Here is a 15,957-nt window from a genome sequence, read left to right on the forward strand (position 1 = left end):
TGTCCCAGCCTTATTTTTACTACTTATTTAATTTGTTTTTCTATAACTTGCTCTTTAGCCGAGGCAGTCTGTGCTTCCGCTTCTTTCATTTCATTATTAACATGAATTGCTTCTTTTAAATACTCTGTTTTGTACCCGCTTTTAAGTGCCCAAGCATAAAAGAAAAGTGCAACAATTGCAATAAGACCCATATCCCAGCCGTATTTAATAATATTGAGTCCCCCGAATTTTTCACTTCCTATCCAGGAGATTGTCATCATACATAATAAGTAGACAATCATCCAAACGCCAGCTCGGAAGTTTTGACCAAAGCCTTTCCATTTTGATTTCGCTTGGTAATAAAAATAAATTGGCAAACCAATTAAAATAATAAATAATACCTGTCCAGTTAACGGCCATCTCGCCCAGTAAAGAGTAAGTGAAGCAAAAATAAAGCCAAGAGGCGCTATTACATTTAACCCTTTTATACGTAAAGGTCTATAAAGATCGATCCCCGTTTTTCTTAACGTCATAGCTGTGATAGGACCAGTAAGATATGAAATTAACGTAGCTACAGAAATAATTTCGGCTAAAATTCCCCAGCCTCTAAATAAAAATAAAAAGATGAATGAGACAAATAGATTAAAAAACATGGCTTGACGAGGAACGCCGTAAAGCGGATGAACTCGTCCTAGTATATTCGGCAAGTATTTATTTTTTTCCATACCATAAATCATGCGTGATGTGGTAGCTGTATACGTAATACCTGTTCCTGATGGCGATACAAACGCATCGGCATATAAAACAATAACAAGCCAGTTAATATTTAGTGCAATCGCTAAATCGGCAAACGGCGAATTAAAGTTCAGATGACTCCATCCTTTTACGATTTCTGAAGGATTTACCGCTCCAATAAACGCAATTTGAAGCAATACATAGATCACGGTTGCAATCAAAATGGATCCTACCACGGCAATTGGAATAGAACGTCCCGGATTTTTCGCTTCTCCCGCCATGTTAATAGGGCTTTGAAAACCGTTAAAAGCAAACACAATCCCAGACGTAGCAACAGCTGTCAACACGCTTGCCCATCCATTTGGAGCAACGCCTCCTGCAGAGGAAAAGTTTCCGCCGTGAAATCCTGCAAATAAAAGAGCACCAATTGTAAGCCCTGGAATCACAATTTTAAAAACGGTAATAAGTGAATTAGCTTTCGAAAATAAGCCTACCGTCCAATAATTTAAAAGAAAATAAATGATTAATAGCCCTGTAGCAATAGCCAAGCCTTTTCCAGTAAGAATCCCGTTTTCTACTAAACTCCCTGTCCATTTCGCCCACTCCCACGGCCATGAACTCATGTACTGAACAGAGGCAACCGCTTCAACAGGAATAACGGATACAATGGCAATCCAGTTTGCCCAAGCCGCAATAAAGCCAAGAAATGAGCCGTGTGAGTACTGCGTATACTTAACCATACCTCCTGCTTCTGGAAACATCGATCCTAGTTCACTGTAAGAAAGAGCTATAAATAAAATAACAACCATTCCAATAATCCAAGAAGCAATTGCTGCAGGGCCTGCAATTTGAGCAGCTCTCCATGCCCCAAACAGCCATCCTGATCCAATAATAGATCCAAGGCCGACCATCATGAGAGAAAACGTTCCCATTTTTCTATGTAAGTTATTCATGTATCTAACACCTTTCTTCTATATATTCTGAGAAGTGAGTTATTAAGCGCTTTCATTAAATTTAAAAAATAAAATTCATTTTGATCTCTAAAAATGCTGCTTAAAAGTACTAACCAAAAGCTTTTACATTCATTCACCCGTCCCCCTTCTTCATTTATTATTTGCTATTATATCATCATCAAGTTAAAAAAGTACGCGTTTTGAATAAAAAATATTTTTATTTTTAGAATTTTGTGCGTTTCACCAATTAAAAGTGCGCGTTTCGAACACTAACATTTATAAAAGCAGTCTTTTCATTAAAGTGATATACAAACGATTTTGCTGCAATAACCAGAAAAAAAGCAGGGTAAAATGAAGCGTTCATTTTACCCTGCTTTTTTAAATTATTTTACAACAGCTAACACTGTTTCTTTGAAGCTATTATAAACATACGACCAAAGAGCCGGTTCTTCTTTATATCTTGTTCGTAACGCAGAAAAGACTTCTTTTTGCTTTTCTTCAAACGAAGGATCTTCCTTTGAAGGAAGTTCGGCGCGAAGCTCATCCACGATTTGCTGAACTTCAGGAGCACGAGGACCCCATTTACCTAGTAAATTTCCTTCATTATTAAAAATTAAAATAATCGGAATAGCACGGCCGCCGTTTGTTAAGTGACGATCAATTAATTCGGTGTCCGCATCGCGCAGTGCAACACGCACATCGATACCGGCAGCTTCAGCTACTTTACGAATGATTGGGTTAATCATCATCGCATCTCCGCACCAATCTTCCGTAATCGCTAAGAAGTGAAGCTTGTGAGCTTTTAATTTGTCAGCCAGTCCATCTTTAGGAAGCTGAAATTGTTCATAAACAGCTAAACTTTCCTCTTTTAATGTACTCATATCGTTCATATATGTTTGAATTGATTTTCCTTCTTCAAAATACTGCTGTTCTGTTTTCATCAAGATCCCTCTTTCTTTTTTGTATACGAATAGATGAGATATCCAATCTCGTTTTCGTCTTTTCTATACGCACTACTAGTATAGCTTTTAAGCACCATGAATCAAAATATAAAAGTCTGCGTGCTCATTTTGATCATGTTTTTTTATTCTGCGACGGAATTCATAAAACTTCAATTTAAAAACAGCACATTGAGATGTTATAAAAAAAGAGAATGGGGTACATGTACACTATCAATGTAACAAATTTTAAATCTTTGTGAATATTTGAGAATGTTTATTGTGTAACCGTCATCTTTTGATTATGATAATGATATGTTAGCTACTTGACTAAATATGGAGGATGAGGCGAATATGAATCAATCCCCGCATGAAAAGCGAAAAAAACGCAAACAGTTTGTAGAACGTTTAAGACTAAAAGGAATTAAAATAGAGCTGACAAAACCGCGCTCTCACTTTTCTTCACTATCCTTACTAAAATCATAACTCGTAGCCACCTTTTTCTAAAGCGGAACGGTATCGAATTTCAACTATCTATGCTAATGCTTACATATCATTTCAAAAAGAACAGCTTCTAAGTGCTGTTCTTTTTTGATGTTTCTTTATATTTCTGCTTTGTCAAAAAAAGTATAAACCTTTTTCTTTATTTTCCCCTTTTTTCTACCTAGGTCTTTCCGCTCCCTTCCATATGGTATTCTCAAAATATATAGTTCTATAAATACCTTAAATTACCACTATATTCAAGGTATATATAATATAAGTATATATTGTAAATTTATAACTCTTACTATATAATCTTGTAGAAAACGTAAAAAAAAGGAGAAAATTGATGAAAAAACTGGGGGCAATTTTATTATCATTTCTGCTGTTTGTTGGCGTATTTCCAACGTCTTCATTCGCAGCCGCGTCAACATTTGACGCAGACTTCAACAAATATTTAAAATCGGTAAGCCAAACGCGAGGTTTTGAAGTAACCAAAGACGACGTTGAATATTCACTTTCACTGTATGACGATAGTCTTGAAAACTACGATACAATCGCAGATTTAGAAGATTTTTTAGGTGAACCGATTGCAGCTGACTTACATAACGTGCAAGATTTGTATGCAGATTTTGACTTAGACAAAACAAGCTTAAATGCGTTATTAAAAGAAAACGGCCAAAGCTTAGACGACTATGTGTACCTAGATGATTTATACGATGATGTCGGCTTCTATCTAGAAGGCGATGACTGGTATGAAGATGATGAGTCATATGACGAAGAAGACACTTCTTACGATGATGAATTAAGTGAAGAAGATTTAAGCGGCTTACTATCATTTATGCAGTCTGAATTAGGCTTAACTTCAGAAGAGTTAAATCGAATTGAAGCACATTTTACATCGTTAGAAGATGAGCTTTCAAATGAAGCAACGCTTAACCGCTTAGATCAATTAGGCGAGCGCTTAGCGGCATTCGAAGATTTTGATACAGCAACAGAATTATCTGCTGATCAAATCGCTGAATTAATGTCTATTTATAAAGAAATGCTAACAATCTTCCATTTAGACGCTAAATTTTCACTTGTACAAGGTGGAAATGAAAGACCGCTTTCTCTTACTGATTTAATCAACTTAGAAGAATTAAAAAATGCAAGTCTAAAAATTTCTCTTTATACAACAGACGGTAAATTTTTAGCAGACATGGTGATCACAGGCGATATGTTTAATTCTGATATCATCACAGACACAGGAAAAGAAGTAGAAAAATCTGCTGAAGCTGTATCAAAACCAGCTCAAGCGCAAAAACCAGCAGTAGAAAAGAAACAAGAACCTGTGAAGAAACAAACGAATGGCGCTGTACAAAAAACGGTCAAAGGTGCAAAACTTCCGGAAACGGCTTCTAATTATGTAACCAATACATTAATTGGATTAGTGCTTGTAGCAGCTGGCTTTGTTCTTTTCCGCAAAGTGAGACGCGCATAAAATGGAACCAAGAAAAACAAGAAGAACAATCAATCGTAAAAAGCGGTTGATTGTTCTTTCCCTTTTAGCCGCTGTCATCTGCTTTGGTCTTTGGTTTACAACAACAAACGCCTATAAATTTGCAAGAGGCTATTTGGCATTTAAAACAATGGATACAGAAGAACCAGCCGCAGCTTCAGTCTCTAAAAGCAAGGGTTCTTCAACAGCAGACTCTTCTGCTGAAGCTTCTTCTGTTGATCCCAAAAAAGCGGTACACTCTCGTACTGCTAGCTCAGAAAAAAAGCCGAAAGTGTCAAATGTGTCTTATCCGAAACAGCCAAAAATCGGTGATTTAATGGGAGAACTATATATTCCTAAATTAAATGCGAAGCTGCCAATTTATCACGGTACGAACGAAGATGAATTAGAAAAAGGCGTCGGTCATTTTGCGGGAAGCGTGCTGCCTGGTCAAAACGACAATTCTGTTCTATCAGGACATCGCGATACGGTTTTTCGTAAGCTTGGCGACGTGGGTGAAGGCGATTCGCTTGTGGTAAATACAGCAGCAGGCACCTTCACATACAAAGTAAACAAAGTACGAATTGTGGATGCGGATGACCGGACCGTTATTGTGCCAAAACCTAGAGCCACTTTAACCGTCAGCACCTGTTATCCATTTAACTACGTTGGTTCAGCACCTGAACGCTATATTTTAGTCGCTCACCTTGTTGCATCAACAACAAAATAAAAAAGCTGCCCTTAAAGAGGCAGCTTTTTTTAATGAATAGATTTCATTAGTAAATCAAACCATATTTTCAACGAAGTCGCCGTAATAACGACTGCTAAGATCACTTGCAGCGACGCTACCTTCGTCTTTTGCCCGACAAAAGCGCCAATCGGAGCTGCTAGTAAGCTTGCTCCAATAATCATAAGCGCCGGAAGCAAAAGGACTTGATGCGTCATTACTTTACCGAATGTTGTTCCCATAGACGAAATAAACGTCACGGCTAATGAGCTTGCAATCGTTACGCGCACAGGAATTTTTAACACGGTAATCATAATAGGAACAAGTAAAAATGCGCCTCCTGCTCCGACAATTCCCCCGCAAATTCCAACTAAAAACGCCAGGGCTGCTGCCAAAGGTTTTGAAAACGTCACTTCGAATGAATCGGCCGCTGGATTATTTTTTTTGGGCATAAACATTAATCCTGCAGCAATTGTTGCCATCACGCCGTAAATGAAATTGATCATTCCTTCTGAAAACGAGTTTGATAGCGTTGAACCAATGAGACTACCAACTAAGACACTGACGCCCATATATAAAATTAACGGTTTATTCAAATAGCCGCCCTTTTTATAAGCAAGAGCTCCTGAAACAGACGCAAACAGCGACTGCACAGCTCCTATACCAGCTACTTCGTGCGCGCTGAATATTCCCACTCCTACAAGAGGCGGAACAAATAGCAACAGCGGGTACAAAACAACTGACCCTCCAATTCCAAGCATACCTGCTAAAAATGACCCGAAAAACCCGAGTGCAAATACCGTTATTAATAGTTGTACATCCATGTTTTTACCACCTGCTTTTATCAATCCAATATCATGTTTGTTAGAAAGTATGTATACATACAACGCCTTATCTCTTCTTCCATTGTATCACTGTATATGCTTCTTTTCTGTAAAAACATTGATAAAAGTGCTTTCAATTATTAATTTTTTTAATCATTAAAATCCTATCGACTTTATGCGTTATTTACGTTTAGCTCAAACTTCCTCGTTCTCCGCTCTGCTACTTGTGGTAGAATAAAGAAAAACTAGATGTTAGAACTGCCTACACGCTACGCTTATCTCAGCAGGCCCATCATCACAGGAGGCTTTCGTATGTTTGAATACAAAATTGATGACGAAGTTAGTTTGCATTTAATTGAATCAACTGACGCTTTCCCCTTGCTTTCTCTTATTAACGAGTCAAGACCTTACCTAAAAGAATGGCTCCCATGGGTAGATAGCATGCAAAGTATTGCTGACTATGATGAACTCATCCCTGAATGGAGAGCTCAATACTATAATAACCAAGGGTTCCAGGCGATCATTCGGTACTACGGAGAAATCGCCGGAATGATTGGTTTCCACGGAATTAATTGGGGAAATAAAAGTACAAGTCTCGGCTATTGGATTGGACATGATTTCCAAGGGAAAGGCATTATGACAAGAGCCGTACACGGATGCCTGAATTATGCATTTAATACGTTAAACCTTCATCGAGTCGAAATACGCTGCGGCGTTAATAATGAAAAAAGCAAAGCCATCCCTACGCGTCTAGGTTTTACAGAAGAAGGCATTTGCAGAGAAGGTGAATATCTATATGATCACTACCACGATCTTGTAATTTATGGCATGTTAAAACACGAGTGGAAGCAAGCTCCTTATGCTCCGTGGCTTCTTTCTTAAAAAGCAGGATCATTTGTACAAGCTATCGTTTAAATAGGGTATAGTAAAAAGATTAAAAGAAGCTGGGACAACAATATGTGAGTTGAAGAGAAATCCGAACGAGGTTGATTCTTAATGAAGAATCAACCTCGTTCGGATTTTTTATTGTGATGCTGAACACAGGTTTCATTTAATGCAGGTGATACCAGCTGGTGATTGGAGGGCAAGACGAAGACTCCTGCGGGAAAAGCGGAATAGATGAGACCCCGCAGGAGAGAAGCGACGAGGAGGCTCATCGGCCGCCCGCGGAAAGCGAAGTCTTGTACGGAAATCAACAGCGGTGTAACAAGCGGTTCAGCTCATGTATCCAATTTGTTCGCCTTTTGATTGGAGCGATTTCGTTATGTTTCAACCTATTTTTTAATTAAAATATTGAAGCTGTTCGCGGCGAAGCTTATCTTTTTGTTTGTCCGAAATTGAGTAGTCGTAGTTATAAATAGCTCCTTCCCAATCTCCATACATTGGATTTGGAAACACAATTAGTTTTTGACCAAATGCTTCTTTTTGTTCTTCTACAAGCTTATTTCGATCGTTCATCGACTTTTTATCAAAGCCGCTAAAATCAGATAAGTTATCACCAAACAGCAGGACTACATTATGATTCGTCGCTACTTTTTGACGGCGCGTTTCTTTTCCTTCGTCTTTTGGACCCGTCAACAGCACATGGTCTTTGGTTGCTTGAGGAATATGTAAATTCTTTAGGTTTTTAATTGTTGCCTCAAGCTGAGAAGTTGTACGGCCTGAAATGTAGTAAATATCTACACCTTTTTGATCTGCATACGTCAAGAAATCGACAGCACCTGGCACTGCTTTCGCTTTTGCTGCTTGCACCCATTCATCCCACTTATAAGGGAATCCTTTACCCGTTTTGATGGCTGAAGCTTGAAATGGGCTATTATCAAGCACGGTCTCATCTAAATCCAAAATAATGGCAGGCTTTTTATCGGTACTTTTTGCAAGCGCCTCATCTAAACGAAGCTTCCCTGTATTATAGCCTTGGTAATACAAAGCTTTCATTTCGCCGGATGTCTGGTACCAAGCGTCCGCCATAATTTGCTGATCAGCTAGATTTTGAACGGGTTCTTTTTTCTCAGCAGAAACCTCTTTTTCCTGCTGAGGGGCACATGCTGTAAGCGAAAAAGCAAGTACAGCCACCCCTGTCAACGCTGATAATTTCTTATTCATTTTGCATCCACTTCCATCTCTACATATTTTCATGCTAATAATGTTATATATTACCTCAATCAAACAAAAAATCAACACAAATACGAATAATATTTTAATTAATAATTAAAATAGTTCGTTTTAACTGATATTCCTTCCCTTTTTTTGACCATTATCCAAATATTTGTTTATACATTTTCCAAAATCCGTTTTTCTCATTCTTTCTTTTTAATCTTTTTTTAGAAACATATCGGCTTATCACTCATTTGCTCCAGAAGAACTCAATAAATCTGAATTATCTAACTTTTTATCTTGTGTTAGATTCTCTCACAAAAGTGCTTTTTTTTGAAAAGATATATAGTAAAATAGATTTTGTGAATTAAAAGACGGTGTTTTCTATCGAAAGTATTGTATAAATATACAAAAGGGGATGGAGATATGAATCACGTAAAACAATGGGGATGGATTACCTTTGGCTGCTTATGCGTTGCCATCGGAATTCAATTTTTAACCGCTTCTAACCTCGTTATTGGCGGAACGGCAGGACTTGGCATAGTGCTGCAGCATTTAACCGGTATTTCATTTGGGGTATTGTTCTTTATCATCAATCTACCGTTTTATTTTATGGCTCTTACGCAAATTGGACTGCAGTTTACGATAAAAAGCTTCATCAGCGTTAGCTTGATGTCAGTGATGTCCGATTTATTAGCTGCGAACTTTTCATTTGCGCTTCCGCATCCACTTGTAGCCGCGGTTATGGGCGGCATTATCGTCGGCATTGGACTAATCTTTTTGTTTCGCCACGGCTCTTCTCTTGGCGGAATCAACATGCTATGCGTGTTTCTTGATAAGAGATTTGGCATTAATCCAGGTAAAACAATGCTTTTGACAGATGTGTTGATTGTAGGCTCTGCAACAGTGGTATTCGGCGTAGTTCAAGTTCTTTATTCGTTAATTGGTATTTTCATCATGACAGGACTGCTTGGACGCTATCACAAACGCTCGCCAATCGAACGAACGGGTGAACATATTGAAGAAGAAGCCAAACAACAAACGGCTTCAACTATGTAAAAAAACCGTGCGGAAATGATCCCGCACGGTTTTTTTACGCTTATTCTGCTACTTTTACAAGCTGTTTTCCTAAGTTTGCCCCTTCAAATAACCCAAGAAACGCTTCAGGTACATTTTCAAAACCTTCTACAACGTTTTCGCTGTACTTGATTTTCCCTTGCTGCACCCATTCGCCTAACTGCTTAATGCCTTCAGGGAATTTGTCAGCATAGTCGGCTACGATAAACCCTTTCATTAGCGCACTGTTAATTAATAAAGGTGTTTGAACACGTGGTCCAACATCTTGTTTTTCTAAGTTATACAGTGAAATTTGGCCGCAAAGCGGAATGCGCGCAAATTTATTTAATAAGCTAACAACTGCATCTGAAATCTCGCCGCCGACGTTTTCAAAGTAAACATCAACGCCATTAGGACACGCTTCTTTCAATGCTTCTTTCACATTTCCTTTTTTATAATTAATCACTTCATCAAATCCGAGCTCATCTTTTAAATAAGCAATTTTATCTTCAGAACCTGCGATGCCGACAACACGTGCGCCTTTAATTTTAGCTATTTGACCAACAACAGATCCAACAGCACCTGCTGCACCGGAAACGACTACTGTTTCGCCTTCTTTTGGCTGACCGATTTCAAGCAGTCCAAAATAAGCTGTGAGACCAGGCATACCAAGAACGCCGATAGCCGTTGTAATTGGCGCTAGCTCTGGATCAACTTTCTGTAAGTTTTTTGCTTCTGCGGCTGAATAGCGTTTCCAAGGAAGCATACCTGTCACGATATCGCCTTCTTTAAAGCGATCTGATTTTGATTCCGTTACGCGTGCTACAATGCCGCCTGCAAGCGGTGCGTTTAGCTCAAATGGAGGAACATATGATTTTGTATCGTTCATGCGTCCTCTCATATACGGATCAACAGAAAGGTAAAGTGTTTGAACAAGTACCTCGCCTTCTTTCGCTGTAGGCATTTCAATTTTTTCGTATTTAAACGTATCTTTTGTTGGCATTCCCTTTGGGCGTTCTGCTAATAAAATTTGTTCATTCATCGATATCGCTCCTTTTTATTTCTCTGTTTTTTGTAAAATGTGCTAAACTTACCTTTGTTATTTTAAATTATATATTGTGCACAACGCAAAAAATATGATTGTGCAATAACACCGAAGGAGAAAAAGACATGGAGCTAATTCGCTGTAAAGAAAATGTTGTTAAAAAACTAAACGAGTTTGTTGAAGTAACTCCCCCCGTTATTTTGTTTAAAAAAGGCAATATGTATCCGATTAAAATGGATATCAACTACAACTGGATTGCCACGGATGAACAAGGTCATGAGCATATTGTCGCTTCAAACACAAAGAATGTGCAGGACGACTACTGGTTTAGCTACCATTTTGACTTATATTAAAGAGTTTCCCGGATTTACTCTTCGTAAACGTTATATAAATAAAGTGTTGCATCAGTAAAAAAACAGCGCCAGAATTTTGGCGCTGTTTTTATGTAGTAATCGCAATTGCACGGGTAGTCGTTTGAACGCTCACCCCAGTTGAAGAACGGACAAAAAATTCCATTCTGACTGAGTACGTGTATGTGCCAATTGATGCTACTGTATCTACCCATGTAAAAGAAAGAGCATTTTGCTGAGTAAATGACAGTGTTAGAACGGCTGCAGCTCCTTGCTGTAAATTCTGTGAAAACAAAAGCTGAGAATTTCTATATACTCTAAGTGTTACCCCGTATTGATAACTAGTTAATCCAAGAGGAATGTTTGCTTCAATTGTCGCAAACCCATCTATTTTCATCTTCTGATTGTTTTTTTTCGTCTCAGCATTTACTGTTAAAATGCTTGTTTCAGAACCGTAAGTCAACGACTGAACGCTTTGAGACTGCGATGAAAATATATTCAGCTGGCTTTGAATCACGTCTCCCATTACTTTCCCTCCCTTTATTTATATGGAATATACGGTAATAAAGTATATACTTACCTTTTAGTTTACATGACTAAGAGTTCAAAGACCTCCTTAAACCAGCTTGTTAAAACTATTTCTTAATTCACAAAAGCTGGCTACTGTAATGTTCCATTTTCTGCATCGATATCTACTTAAGATTATGTTACAATCACGGTAAAGTAATTTATGATTGATAGAATAAAAGCTAGAGCTTGAAAAATTCGAGGTGGATTATGCAAGGTAAAGTTGTATACAAAGAAGGATTTTCAGTGATAGGCATAGCAAAAAACGGAGAGTATCAAAAAGAGAATCTTTTGAAGCAAATACTTAAAGAAAAAGAAATGATTACTTCTTCAAAAGAACCTCATATGATTACAGGCATTTGCATGGCTCCGAAAAGAGAAAATTATTTTTATATTGCAGGTACAGAAGTGGCTGATACGGCTTGTATTCCAAGCGGTATGAGCGTTCATACGTTTCCTTCGTTTACATACCTGCAGTTTAAACACCGAGGTCCCATTACATCGCTTGGGTCGACGTATAACAGCATCTGGAATGAATGGCTGCCGAACTCTCCTTACAGCATGATTGAAGGTCCTGCTCTTGAAATTGTAAATACAGCTATACACGGCAATTTATATAGTGATACATATGAAATGGATATTTATATTCCCATAAAGCTTGGACATTAAAAAAGGTGAACTTACGTTCACCTTTTTCCTATTTTTGCAGCTGTTTATATAAATGATAAAGAGTAAAAACGCACTCTGGATGCCGCTCTTTATGGTTAAAAAAGCCATGGGGAAACATGAGTGAAAGATTCCCTTTTTCAATTCCGGTCACATACTTGTTTTCCATAAGCGGATATTCTTTCACAACCCAGCGCGCTTCATCAATCGTAGACGTAACCACCTCACCAAAGTATACGCCCATACACTCTTCGAATTCTTCTTTTGTCATCGAAAAATAGTCAAAACAATTGCTGTCTTCTAGATCATAGTAAAGAAGCTCTAATATTTTCAAACTTTCGTCTGTAAAATCAACGGTAAATTCAGCTACCGCTTTGCTTATTTCATGAATGTGATTCATGCACTGTTCGCGCACTTGATGATAGTAATAGCTAGCTTCAAACTGATGTTCACACGTCACTAGCGATTCTCCGTATGATGCTGTTAGATCATGATGCTTGCTCATGCTGACACCTCCACGCTAAGCTTATGGAGCAAGTATAACATTAACCAAGCTACTATTGAGCATCTTCCATTAACAACCTATCCGCGGCAATATTAGGTTCACTTTTTACTCATTATTCTGCCGTACACAAATCCTCCGCTAACAAGAAGAATACCGCTAATTAATACGCTGCTTAAAAAGATTTGCGAGTGCATCAAGTGATTATACATCATCCACACGCTCATTTCGTCATCTCCTTTTGGCCTTTTTTAACTAGTATCCCCGATTTTCTTGCCGCACATGCCGGCATTTTCATCATTTTTTCATCAAGCCTCTATATAGTTAAAGCCGTGAAGCCAATTATCTTTTTTCATCGTTTTACTCTTTAAAAAGCCTGCTTATGACTCTAAAGCAGGCTTTTTTTATAGGTTGAAACAAGTAATTAAGCCGTCTATCCCCACTAATTGTGCATAGTAAGGTATAATTAAAGATAGTTTCACTTTTCTAAAGTGAGAAATACATAGGAGACATCAAAGGAGACATGCAAATGACAGAACTCGAAAAAGCGAAAATTCAGCACCGAAAGCTGTCCAAGGGACAGGTATTCGGTAGGGCCATCGCTATTGCGATCGGTGCCCTGCTCATGGCCACAGGACTTGAAATCTTCCTTGTTCCAAACCACGTTGTCGACGGAGGAATTACCGGTATTTCCATCATGCTTTCGCATATTACCGGCGTAAATCTAGGAATCTTTCTTTTTGTACTAAATCTTCCGTTTGTATTTATCGGGTACAAGCAAATGGGAAAAACATTTGCCCTTTCCACTATTTTTGGCATACTGGTTGTATCCATCTTAACTTCTATGTTTCATGATGTCCCCGCGTTTACCGCAGACGTTCTTCTTGCTACCGTTTTTGGAGGGATTATTCTCGGAATTGGAATTGGACTCGTCATTCGCTACGGCGGAGCGCTTGACGGTACGGAGATACTTGCCATTTTAATCAGTAAAAAAATTCCGTTTTCTGTAGGAGAAATTGTAATGTTTTTCAACTTCTTCATTTTAGGAGCAGCGGGATTTGTGTTCACGTGGGACCGCGCCATGTATTCTATCCTTGCGTACATCATTGCAGCTAAAGCCATTGATACGGTTGTAGAAGGATTGGAAGAATCAAAATCAGCTTGGATTATTAGTGATCATTCTGATGACATCGGCGATGCGATTAATGCGCGTCTAGGTCGAGGCGTTACCTATTTGCACGGTGAAGGTGCTTATACGGGCGATGATAAAAAAGTGATTTTCTGCATCATTACGCGCCTTGAAGAATCAAAGCTAAAAACCATTGTTGAAGATTTTGACCCTACTGCCTTTTTAGCCGTTGCAGATATTACCGAAGTCCGCGGCGGACGCTTTAAAAAACGAAACATTCACTAAAAAAACGCGCAGAAAGCATGATGCTTTCTGCGCGTTTTTTATGTAAAAGAGACTTTTTGAATCCGCTTAAACCATTCATAACAAAGAAGTACAATTAAACATAAGTCGATTAAATCGCCTCCGTAATACATCAGCATAGCCCCTTGCTGCGCCTCTTCTGCCGAGACGTGCATAGGCGGGTGAGCGTACACATATTTTGATAAAATACCGTGGGCGGCAAGAGCAAGAACCAATACGGACGCTCGGTGCGTAAAAGCTTTTTGATGCGGCGAAGGATCAATTGAAATCATCGATACGGTGAACAAATAGCCGGCTAAAAATACGTGAATATGTACAGCGACATGCACGAAAAAAGAGTGATGCATCATGCCATACAGACTTGTTGTATAAAGAATCCAAAGTCCTCCTACGTTAAGAACAGAAGCTGTCACCGGACTGCTGATGAACCGAACAAACCGCCCTTTTAAAAGTTTTGACACCTTTCTGGCTGCATGAACCGGAAGCGTGCGAAGCAGCAGTGTAAGAGGTGCTCCTAACGCCATTAAAAGCGGAGCTAACATACCTAAAAGCAAATGCCCCGTCATATGCGCGGTAAAGTCCATATGAGCACGAGCTGCGAGCGGTCCTGCTACAGAAGATATGGCGCATAAAATACCAAGTGTCCAGCTGGACGTCTTATATAATGACCATTTTCTATACGTTGCATTTGAAGACGTTACAGCCCACATGTATAAAAAAAAGGCAGCGACAAAAGGCAGGGCTAATAAAAGCTGAGATAGTACTTCATATTTAATCATGATGTGCACCTTGTTTACGTGTAAACCATGTTAACATGATGCCAATAAGCAGCATCAAACATGCAAGTACATTCCACGTAATGTCGTAAGGTGCAATCTTCACTCCGTACCGAATTTGGTGAAGGCCCATAAGCTTATGCTGCACGGTCCCGTCATAAAGCTGAAACACCCCGGCTCCAAGCAATACTCCTCCTATCCACCTTTTCACCCACCAGCCGCCCCGGCGCCTGAGATCTGCCACCATAAAAAGTGATGCGATTGTAGCAAACCAGCTGAAGGCGTGAAACAAACCGTCTGACACTAAACCAGCGGCCGTTGTGGACTTATCATAAAAATGATGCCAATGAAGCAGCTGATGAAACACTGCTTCATCAATAAAAGCAACTAACCCTACGCCAAACAAAAAGCCTGACCAGCTATTTCGAGCGCGGTGAACCACGCGCTGATTTGCAGTTGCTTCGTGCTTCTTTTCCATATATATCCCTCCCTGCCAGTTCTTTAAGTTTATATCGATTCTAATGAACGTATACCCTATTAAAGAGAAATGAATCTATAATATGGAAAAATAGGAGCTATATCCTAATCTCGTTTTCACTATCTTTTCACCATAAAGGTATAGGATAGTATTTGCAAAGCCAATTAGCATATTTTTTCATAGTTTTACTCCCTTTCTAATGACCTGTTTCCCCAAAGCAGGTCTTTTTTATATCCCGCTTCTCTTTTCACCATTTTTTCACCATAAAGGTATAGGATAGTACTTGCGAAGCCAATTAGCATATTTTTTTCATAGTTTTACTCCTTTTGAAGACCTGCTTCCCCAGAGCAGGTCTTTTTTTATATCCAGTTTCTTTTTTCATCATTTTTTCACCATAAAGGTATAAGATAGTACTTGCGAAGCCAATTAACATATTTTTTCATAGTTTTACTCCCTTTCTAAAGACCTGTTTCCCCAAAACAGGTCTTTTTTATATCCTGCTTCTCTTTTCATCGTTTTTTCACCATAAAGGTATAGGATAGTACTTGCGAAGCCAATTAGCATATTTTTTTCATAGTTTTACTCCTTTGTGAAGACCTGCTTCCCCAGAGCAGGTCTTTTTTTGTTTGATGTTTCTTTTCACTGTTTTTTCACTATTCGGCGGTAAGATAGTATGTGTAAAGCCAATTAGCATATTTTTTCATAGTTTTACTCCCTTTCTAGTGACCTGTTTCCCCAAAACAGGTCTTTTTTTATTTTTTCTAAAAGCTTCCATCTTTTCACCGTTTTTTCACTTTTCTTTTGTATACTAAGTTTGTCAAAGCAATTTCATCATTTTTCATAAATGACCCCTATTTATTCCCCGCTTTTTG

The 15,957-nt window shown here is 38.7% G+C and carries 19 protein-coding genes; 9 read left to right on the forward strand and 10 right to left on the reverse strand.

Annotated features, from left to right (window positions below; all coding sequences use genetic code 11):
* Positions 1-23 precede the first annotated feature (23 nt).
* Both AC1VNJ_RS06910 and AC1VNJ_RS06915 read right to left on the reverse strand, forming a co-directional pair.
* Complete coding sequence (locus tag AC1VNJ_RS06910) at positions 24-1,667, reverse strand: APC family permease (RefSeq protein WP_482640495.1); 1,644 nt, start codon at positions 1,665-1,667, stop codon at positions 24-26.
* A gap of 383 nt (positions 1,668-2,050) precedes the next feature.
* On the reverse strand, positions 2,051-2,608 hold the full coding sequence (locus AC1VNJ_RS06915) for a thioredoxin family protein (protein WP_028414434.1): 558 nt from the start codon (positions 2,606-2,608) through the stop codon (positions 2,051-2,053).
* Between the two features lie 351 nt (positions 2,609-2,959).
* On the opposite strand from AC1VNJ_RS06915, the gene AC1VNJ_RS06920 reads away from it, so the two are divergent.
* From AC1VNJ_RS06920 to AC1VNJ_RS06930, 3 genes are all read left to right on the forward strand, one after another.
* Positions 2,960-3,091 (forward strand): hypothetical protein, encoded by a 132-nt coding sequence (locus tag AC1VNJ_RS06920; RefSeq protein WP_013057845.1) that lies wholly within the window; start codon positions 2,960-2,962, stop codon positions 3,089-3,091.
* Positions 3,092-3,434: 343 nt separating this feature from the next.
* Positions 3,435-4,568, forward strand: coding sequence for a processed acidic surface protein (locus tag AC1VNJ_RS06925; protein WP_155007957.1), 1,134 nt, complete (start codon positions 3,435-3,437; stop codon positions 4,566-4,568).
* Between the two features lies 1 nt (position 4,569).
* Positions 4,570-5,295, forward strand: a complete 726-nt coding sequence (locus AC1VNJ_RS06930) for a class D sortase (RefSeq protein ID WP_482640496.1) — start codon at positions 4,570-4,572, stop codon at positions 5,293-5,295.
* Positions 5,296-5,324: 29 nt separating this feature from the next.
* On the opposite strand, the gene AC1VNJ_RS06935 is transcribed toward AC1VNJ_RS06930, so the two are convergent.
* A complete protein-coding gene (locus AC1VNJ_RS06935) occupies positions 5,325-6,116 on the reverse strand; it encodes a sulfite exporter TauE/SafE family protein (RefSeq protein WP_033580552.1) in 792 nt (263 codons plus the stop codon).
* Between the two features lie 312 nt (positions 6,117-6,428).
* Between AC1VNJ_RS06935 and AC1VNJ_RS06940 the strand changes: the two genes are divergently transcribed.
* Together AC1VNJ_RS06940 and AC1VNJ_RS06945 are read left to right on the forward strand one after the other, a co-directional pair.
* On the forward strand, positions 6,429-6,998 hold the full coding sequence (locus AC1VNJ_RS06940; protein WP_013083913.1) for a GNAT family N-acetyltransferase: 570 nt from the start codon (positions 6,429-6,431) through the stop codon (positions 6,996-6,998).
* Between the two features lie 191 nt (positions 6,999-7,189).
* Positions 7,190-7,405 (forward strand): hypothetical protein, encoded by a 216-nt coding sequence (locus AC1VNJ_RS06945; protein WP_165573214.1) that lies wholly within the window; start codon positions 7,190-7,192, stop codon positions 7,403-7,405.
* Here AC1VNJ_RS06945 and AC1VNJ_RS06950 read toward each other — a convergent pair.
* Complete coding sequence (locus AC1VNJ_RS06950) at positions 7,398-8,222, reverse strand: 5'-nucleotidase, lipoprotein e(P4) family (protein ID WP_028414438.1); 825 nt, start codon at positions 8,220-8,222, stop codon at positions 7,398-7,400. The genes AC1VNJ_RS06945 and AC1VNJ_RS06950 overlap by 8 nt on opposite strands.
* Positions 8,223-8,639: 417 nt before the next feature.
* Here AC1VNJ_RS06950 and AC1VNJ_RS06955 point away from each other — a divergent pair, with 417 nt between their 5' ends.
* Complete coding sequence (locus AC1VNJ_RS06955; RefSeq protein WP_028414439.1) at positions 8,640-9,272, forward strand: YitT family protein; 633 nt, start codon at positions 8,640-8,642, stop codon at positions 9,270-9,272.
* Between the two features lie 40 nt (positions 9,273-9,312).
* Here the strand turns inward: AC1VNJ_RS06955 and AC1VNJ_RS06960 are convergent, their stop codons facing one another.
* Positions 9,313-10,311, reverse strand: coding sequence for an NADP-dependent oxidoreductase (locus AC1VNJ_RS06960; RefSeq protein ID WP_028409240.1), 999 nt, complete (start codon positions 10,309-10,311; stop codon positions 9,313-9,315).
* A 128-nt stretch (positions 10,312-10,439) separates the two neighbouring features.
* On the opposite strand from AC1VNJ_RS06960, the gene AC1VNJ_RS06965 reads away from it, so the two are divergent.
* Entirely contained in the window at positions 10,440-10,667 is a 228-nt protein-coding gene (locus AC1VNJ_RS06965) for a hypothetical protein (protein ID WP_013057853.1), read from the forward strand.
* Positions 10,668-10,755: 88 nt separating this feature from the next.
* Here the strand turns inward: AC1VNJ_RS06965 and AC1VNJ_RS06970 are convergent, their stop codons facing one another.
* Entirely contained in the window at positions 10,756-11,190 is a 435-nt protein-coding gene (locus AC1VNJ_RS06970; protein WP_033580550.1) for a hypothetical protein, read from the reverse strand.
* Positions 11,191-11,441: 251 nt separating this feature from the next.
* Here AC1VNJ_RS06970 and AC1VNJ_RS06975 point away from each other — a divergent pair, with 251 nt between their 5' ends.
* Entirely contained in the window at positions 11,442-11,900 is a 459-nt protein-coding gene (locus tag AC1VNJ_RS06975) for a GyrI-like domain-containing protein (protein WP_047750500.1), read from the forward strand.
* 28 nt (positions 11,901-11,928) lie between these two features.
* On the opposite strand, the gene AC1VNJ_RS06980 is transcribed toward AC1VNJ_RS06975, so the two are convergent.
* Positions 11,929-12,402 carry a hypothetical protein gene (locus tag AC1VNJ_RS06980; RefSeq protein WP_221817580.1) on the reverse strand — a complete coding sequence of 158 codons (474 nt, stop codon included), beginning with the start codon at positions 12,400-12,402 and terminating at the stop codon, positions 11,929-11,931.
* Positions 12,403-12,500: 98 nt separating this feature from the next.
* Entirely contained in the window at positions 12,501-12,626 is a 126-nt protein-coding gene (locus AC1VNJ_RS06985; protein ID WP_016764808.1) for a hypothetical protein, read from the reverse strand.
* Positions 12,627-12,928: 302 nt separating this feature from the next.
* On the opposite strand from AC1VNJ_RS06985, the gene AC1VNJ_RS06990 reads away from it, so the two are divergent.
* Entirely contained in the window at positions 12,929-13,813 is an 885-nt protein-coding gene (locus AC1VNJ_RS06990; RefSeq protein ID WP_016764809.1) for a YitT family protein, read from the forward strand.
* 38 nt (positions 13,814-13,851) lie between these two features.
* Here AC1VNJ_RS06990 and AC1VNJ_RS06995 read toward each other — a convergent pair whose 3' ends face one another.
* A complete protein-coding gene (locus tag AC1VNJ_RS06995; RefSeq protein ID WP_482640497.1) occupies positions 13,852-14,610 on the reverse strand; it encodes a cytochrome c oxidase assembly protein in 759 nt (252 codons plus the stop codon).
* A complete protein-coding gene (locus tag AC1VNJ_RS07000; protein ID WP_328141288.1) occupies positions 14,603-15,085 on the reverse strand; it encodes a DUF2243 domain-containing protein in 483 nt (160 codons plus the stop codon). The genes AC1VNJ_RS06995 and AC1VNJ_RS07000 overlap by 8 nt, the downstream gene beginning before the upstream one ends.
* Between the last annotated feature and the right edge of the window lie 872 nt (positions 15,086-15,957).

It is taken from the genome of Priestia sp. 3CA3 (assembly GCF_056836725.1).

Excerpts from the sequence above, each read along its gene's own strand:
- AC1VNJ_RS06910 (WP_482640495.1), bottom strand. The coding sequence starts at position 1,667 with ATGAATAACTTACATAGAAAAATGGGAACGTTTTCTCTCATGATGGTC.
- AC1VNJ_RS06990 (WP_016764809.1), top strand. The coding sequence starts at position 12,929 with ATGACAGAACTCGAAAAAGCGAAAATTCAGCACCGAAAGCTGTCCAAG.
- AC1VNJ_RS06980 (WP_221817580.1), bottom strand. The coding sequence starts at position 12,402 with ATGAGCAAGCATCATGATCTAACAGCATCATACGGAGAATCGCTAGTG.
- AC1VNJ_RS06995 (WP_482640497.1), bottom strand. The coding sequence starts at position 14,610 with ATGATTAAATATGAAGTACTATCTCAGCTTTTATTAGCCCTGCCTTTT.
- AC1VNJ_RS06955 (WP_028414439.1), top strand. The coding sequence starts at position 8,640 with ATGAATCACGTAAAACAATGGGGATGGATTACCTTTGGCTGCTTATGC.
- AC1VNJ_RS06960 (WP_028409240.1), bottom strand. The coding sequence starts at position 10,311 with ATGAATGAACAAATTTTATTAGCAGAACGCCCAAAGGGAATGCCAACA.
- AC1VNJ_RS06920 (WP_013057845.1), top strand. The coding sequence starts at position 2,960 with ATGAATCAATCCCCGCATGAAAAGCGAAAAAAACGCAAACAGTTTGTA.
- AC1VNJ_RS06940 (WP_013083913.1), top strand. The coding sequence starts at position 6,429 with ATGTTTGAATACAAAATTGATGACGAAGTTAGTTTGCATTTAATTGAA.
- AC1VNJ_RS06935 (WP_033580552.1), bottom strand. The coding sequence starts at position 6,116 with ATGGATGTACAACTATTAATAACGGTATTTGCACTCGGGTTTTTCGGG.
- AC1VNJ_RS06915 (WP_028414434.1), bottom strand. The coding sequence starts at position 2,608 with ATGAAAACAGAACAGCAGTATTTTGAAGAAGGAAAATCAATTCAAACA.
- AC1VNJ_RS06925 (WP_155007957.1), top strand. The coding sequence starts at position 3,435 with ATGAAAAAACTGGGGGCAATTTTATTATCATTTCTGCTGTTTGTTGGC.
- AC1VNJ_RS06930 (WP_482640496.1), top strand. The coding sequence starts at position 4,570 with ATGGAACCAAGAAAAACAAGAAGAACAATCAATCGTAAAAAGCGGTTG.
- AC1VNJ_RS06970 (WP_033580550.1), bottom strand. The coding sequence starts at position 11,190 with ATGGGAGACGTGATTCAAAGCCAGCTGAATATATTTTCATCGCAGTCT.
- AC1VNJ_RS06975 (WP_047750500.1), top strand. The coding sequence starts at position 11,442 with ATGCAAGGTAAAGTTGTATACAAAGAAGGATTTTCAGTGATAGGCATA.
- AC1VNJ_RS06985 (WP_016764808.1), bottom strand. The coding sequence starts at position 12,626 with ATGAGCGTGTGGATGATGTATAATCACTTGATGCACTCGCAAATCTTT.
- AC1VNJ_RS06950 (WP_028414438.1), bottom strand. The coding sequence starts at position 8,222 with ATGAATAAGAAATTATCAGCGTTGACAGGGGTGGCTGTACTTGCTTTT.
- AC1VNJ_RS06965 (WP_013057853.1), top strand. The coding sequence starts at position 10,440 with ATGGAGCTAATTCGCTGTAAAGAAAATGTTGTTAAAAAACTAAACGAG.
- AC1VNJ_RS07000 (WP_328141288.1), bottom strand. The coding sequence starts at position 15,085 with ATGGAAAAGAAGCACGAAGCAACTGCAAATCAGCGCGTGGTTCACCGC.